Annotated in this window: 3 protein-coding genes; 1 reads left to right on the plus strand and 2 read right to left on the minus strand. The window is 64.1% G+C overall.

Annotation, left to right across the window (positions count from 1 at the left end; all coding sequences use genetic code 11):
* Together ABZ624_RS42095 and ABZ624_RS42100 are read right to left on the minus strand one after the other, a co-directional pair.
* Positions 1 to 134 (minus strand): transposase (locus ABZ624_RS42095; protein ID WP_360100892.1); only part of this gene is annotated, 134 nt, incomplete at its 3' end.
* Positions 135 to 621: 487 nt separating this feature from the next.
* The gene (locus ABZ624_RS42100; RefSeq protein WP_360100886.1) at positions 622 to 1,785 is read right to left on the minus strand and encodes a hydrolase; all 1,164 of its coding nucleotides are present in this window, start codon (positions 1,783 to 1,785) and stop codon (positions 622 to 624) included.
* Between the two features lie 1,615 nt (positions 1,786 to 3,400).
* On the opposite strand from ABZ624_RS42100, the gene ABZ624_RS42105 reads away from it, so the two are divergent.
* On the plus strand, positions 3,401 to 3,616 hold the full coding sequence (locus tag ABZ624_RS42105; RefSeq protein ID WP_360100889.1) for a hypothetical protein: 216 nt from the start codon (positions 3,401 to 3,403) through the stop codon (positions 3,614 to 3,616).
* The last annotated feature ends 904 nt before the right edge of the window (positions 3,617 to 4,520 follow it).

The following is a 4,520-nucleotide window of genomic DNA, read 5'->3' on the forward strand; positions in this document are numbered from 1 at the left end:
GTCCGGGTCCGCCACCGTATGCCGTCTATCAACTGCCGCCGCGTCCACACCTGCGGACGACCCGGCTTGATGCCCCGCGGCAGCAGCGGCTCAAGCCGGGCCCACTGCCCGTTCGTCAGATCCCCACGTCCCACAGGACGTGATCACCAACCAACAAGATCAACTTTCGCAACAGGCCCTAGGCCGAGGAAGACGCCCACGTCGTCGATGTCGTCCAACCCATCCTCCCGAACGGGGTTCGTGCGGTGCTGGCCAGGGCTTCGGCGTCGTATGCGCGCATCCACGTTATGCAGGCCTGCCGCCCGCAAGCGGCCGGGCATTGCGCCAGGCCGGGCGGTAGTCGGACCTCTCATCAGCGTCTCCAACGGCGCCTCCCAGGCCCGGTGACACCACCCCCCAGGTCATCCGTTCGACAGGGGGGAACAGTCATGCCGGGCCCGGAGGCCAGCGGTCCTCTTGCAGGACCGCAGAAAACATAACAGGGGAGAGACGGTCAGGGCCTGGACCGCTGAGGCAGCGCGGCCATCCGCGGGCCTACCCCCTACATGCCCTGCCGCCAGCCGTCACCCGGACGTCGGTCGTGCGTGCGCGGCAGCTAACTGCGCACGCACGACTGCTGGTTCAGCGTACGAAGGAGACTTCCGGGTAGTGACGGGAGGGGCCGTTGAGCAAGCGCTCGTGATGGTGACGCAATTCCTTGTCGAAGAAGGCCGCGAGGTAGGTGCGTTGGATCTCGAAGGCCCGGTCGGGGGCGATCGTGCCGAGTGATCGGACCAGTTGGGCAGGCGATTGCTTGAAGGCGCCCGGCGCCTGGGAGAACAGAGCCTCGTAGTCCAGGAACGTCAGGTGCTGGGCACCGCGCAACCTGAGATCGAACTTGTCGCCGTGCAAGTGTTTCCAGAGGGTCGCCCAGCTGGGATCGGTGTTGCGGTCGTGGTTGTGGCGACTGAACAACAGGAAGGGACGGCGGAGGTCCCGGGTGGTCTCAGGGCCGAAGAATTGTCCGTCCAGGTCCGCACCGGCATGGATCCTGGAGTCCGCTTGCATGGCCGCCGGCACCACTGCGCCGCCAAGGGAAGGGCCGAACATCCCGATACGCTTCATGTCTATCGCATGGGACAGTCCGTACGGCAGATGTGTGTGGTCCACGTCCGGATTGTGGCCGTGGGCGATGGCGTTCAGCTGGTCGATGACGAAGCGGGTGTCGGCCACCCGAGCGGCGATCACGCGGGATGCGGGCGTGTTCGGCGGCATAGTACTCAGTTCCAACCGGCCACCGGAGAACTGTACTTCGCTGTCATCGTGGGTGTCGTCGAGGGTGACGACCAAGTAGCCCCGGCTGGCCAGGTCTTCGGCGAGCGCGGTGCCCGTGGCGCGGTCCGACCCTCGCCCGGTCGAGTACAGCAGCACCGGTAACTTGCCAGCCTTGTGATCAACTGGGGCGCGGGTGTGCCCGGCGGTGGTGGGCAGGGTCACTGTGTTGGGCGGGACCTGGTGGCTGGCCAGGAAGTGCGCGGCGGCGGCAGGCTGGAGCCAGGGAGCGACGGGGTGGTGGGCCGTGTGTGTAGCCGGGTACCACAGGGTGACCATGAGTTCGCGCGGCCGGGGGCTGGGCAGCCAAGGGTCCTTGCGCCTCGGATCGCGCAGGTGGAGGTCGACCGTCCCGACCCGATAGTGCCCGGTCGGGGCGGGGAGCGTCAGCTTGCCCGGGGCCCCCGTCGTGCCCAACGGCGCGGCGTTCGGCGTAGGCGTACCGGCAGTTTTCGTGGCGGCCGAGGCAGGCACGGCCCCTGCGCCCAAGACAACCGCCAGTGCTCCTGTGGTACCTGCGACCCGGGCGCGTAACCGGCTGTGTTTTCTCCGCGCGTGTTTCATGAAGTTCCTCCCAGACAACGACCGCCATGTGTTCGACGGCCGGCTGCCGCGCATCGTACCTACGTTCGCTTGGCTGCCATCGCCATCAAATGAGGTCGGCAGGTGGGACGCGAGGTGCCGTCACCCACTCACGTTGCAAGCCTTCGATTGGGGGGATCACCGCAGGTCACGGGGCAGCATCTCGGTGCTATGAAGCCCGTAAAGCCCTTTGGATCCATCTGGCGAGATGCCACGGTGTGACATGCATCACCACCATGGATTCGATCACGTCACGGAAACCTTCCGTACCCATGCCCAGAAGTCAGCGCGGTGAGCGCCGATTGCGCGGGCGCTTGACTGGTCATTGTGTCGCCAGCGCGCGGCGCTCCACTGGGAAGACTTGCATGGCCTATGGTCGCCGCCGCGCCGCTGCCTTGCTTGCCGGTGGGCCAGGGCGAAGACGGCTCGGACATGGCGCTTGCACTCGCGGAAGCGTCACCGGTGCGGATGCTGATCAGTGCCGAGGCCGGCGAGGCGCCGCCCACGCCGGAAGGGCTCGTTGCGGAAACGCCGACCGACGGTCCCACAACGAGCCCCACAACCGGGAGATGGCCAAGAGGGCCCCCGGTCAGTGGTTGAGAGACATCAGCCGACTCGTCGGCTGGTCACCGCTCCCAGACGCCCTGGACGACTACCGATCCTCACGGGTCCGGTCCTCACAGGCCCGATCCTCACGCTTGGCCTGCTCATCGGTGTTCTGCGCTTCGGCCCTGGCCTTCGGATCGTGCCCGACGTTGCGCAGGTAGCTCTTGGGGTCTCGAATCTCTTGCCAGATTCCGTTCCGGTCCAAGCCGTGGCCCACGAGGTGGGTGTAGACCCGCGTGGAGGATCCAGCCGTGAAGCTGTGCCAGGACCCGTCTGGGGCCTGCCCGTAGAACTGTGTGCGCCGGTATTGCGGTTGTTGAGGCTGCCTAGGCTGCGGATTCCTGTTCGGAACAGGATGGTTACCCCTGTTGTCCGGAAGCGGAGACCGCGGGTAGTACCGCCGCCATACTGTAGCGATCTCCGCACGGCTAGGTAACTGTGGAGCACCGTCGCCGATATAGGGCCTCATAACTTCGTCGGGATCGCCCGGGTTGTACATGTTCCCGCCGCTTGAGTGCCACAATCCAAGAGCATGACCAATTTCATGTACAGCTACACTGATTTACTTGGAAAACCGGGGGAAATTTCCGGCGAGCGTCCTGCCGTCGAATAAGGAATAGTAAGCCCAATATCACCGTGCCTGCATCCGGTTTCATCGCACGCGTTCAGTTGAGCCAAGCCCAGATGATTCCCCCCCAGATTTCTTCGGCCGAAGAACAAAGTGGGAGTGTCTCTGGGCCCGGCCGGCCTGAGTAAGCCATTACCACCGAGTTTGGTATTCCAGATCCCTACGGCCCGCTCAATCGCGCTCCTTGTCGTGCGGTCGGCGCTCCACCCGATGGTGTAGTAAATGACGGGCGCCTGCCGCGTTCCCGAGGGCTGCATACGGTACAGCCACGGGGTGACAACCGCCGAACTGGTGGTGGCGTTCGCTATTTGGAAAGCTCCAGTTACGGCCAAGGTGGCGGTCGTCGCGGAGAGAACACCCTTGTACGTCTTTGCCTTGCTGGCCTGCTTCTCCACGCGATGCCGGCCGTGTCTCTTGCCCGAGCCTGTCATCTTCTTTCCCTTCCTGCTGCTGCGCTCGCGTCATGCAGTTGATACGCGAAGCTTCTGATCCCACCTGTCCGAGGGCACTCCATACTGCCCTCGACCGGGAATTGACACAGAGTGCCATTAACACACTGGTCGACGGGCTCCGTCGCACTCTCGCGGCGCTCCATAACCTTGCCCCACCACAGCACGCGCCACGGAATTCAACCATTGCTCACGCAGACCGTATATGTGGCTGGAGACTGCGGCCGACAGCTCACGCGGCGCAGAGCCACCCGGACGCCGCGCTCGCAACAGAATGCGCAAACAGCAGGCGACAACCTGCCAGTACGATTCTCACGCTTCTCGATTCCTACCGAGTGACACCCAGCGACGGACGAACGCTCCAAGCGGTCCCCTGACTGGGAAATGGGCACAAGGAAATCCGGTTCCAGATTGCGCTCCAGTCTTGCTGTCCAGACCGCGCTGCGCTATATGCCCATCACCTATAACTGTCGAGAAGCCTGTGTCCAGACATCACATTCCCGGATCTACTCCATGATCTTGGCCTCCGGATCCAGGGAGACCTGGACGACGCCAGAAGGCTGTGATCCAAACAACAGCGGGCAGCGGCAAGGCCGCCGCAGGGTAGTTCCCTCGCCACGCGGCTGTATTCCGCGAGCCGAGCGCGCCAGCAACCGGCCTCCAACACACACAACTTGCTTCCGCAGCCATGACCATAGACAGCAAGTGGCGTAAGTCGAAACAGGCACCACTGCTCTCTCACCAGAGGGTGCGTTCCCGCTTTATCAGCAAGCCCCATCCGGTCGGTGCCAATCCATTCGTGCAGAGGGCGCCTGGAAGGTAACCAGTCAGGCCCGCATGCCTTGCAACCGGAGCCTTTTCAACGGTGAGCCTCCAGGGTGAGGATGGCCTTTGTGGTTGACGTGAGTGCGTTCGGGCTGAGTCTGGCCTTGCGGAGGATCCGC

The sequence above is a fragment of the Streptomyces sp. NPDC007205 genome (genome assembly GCF_040634095.1).
Taxonomy (GTDB): Bacteria; Actinomycetota; Actinomycetes; order Streptomycetales; family Streptomycetaceae; genus Streptomyces.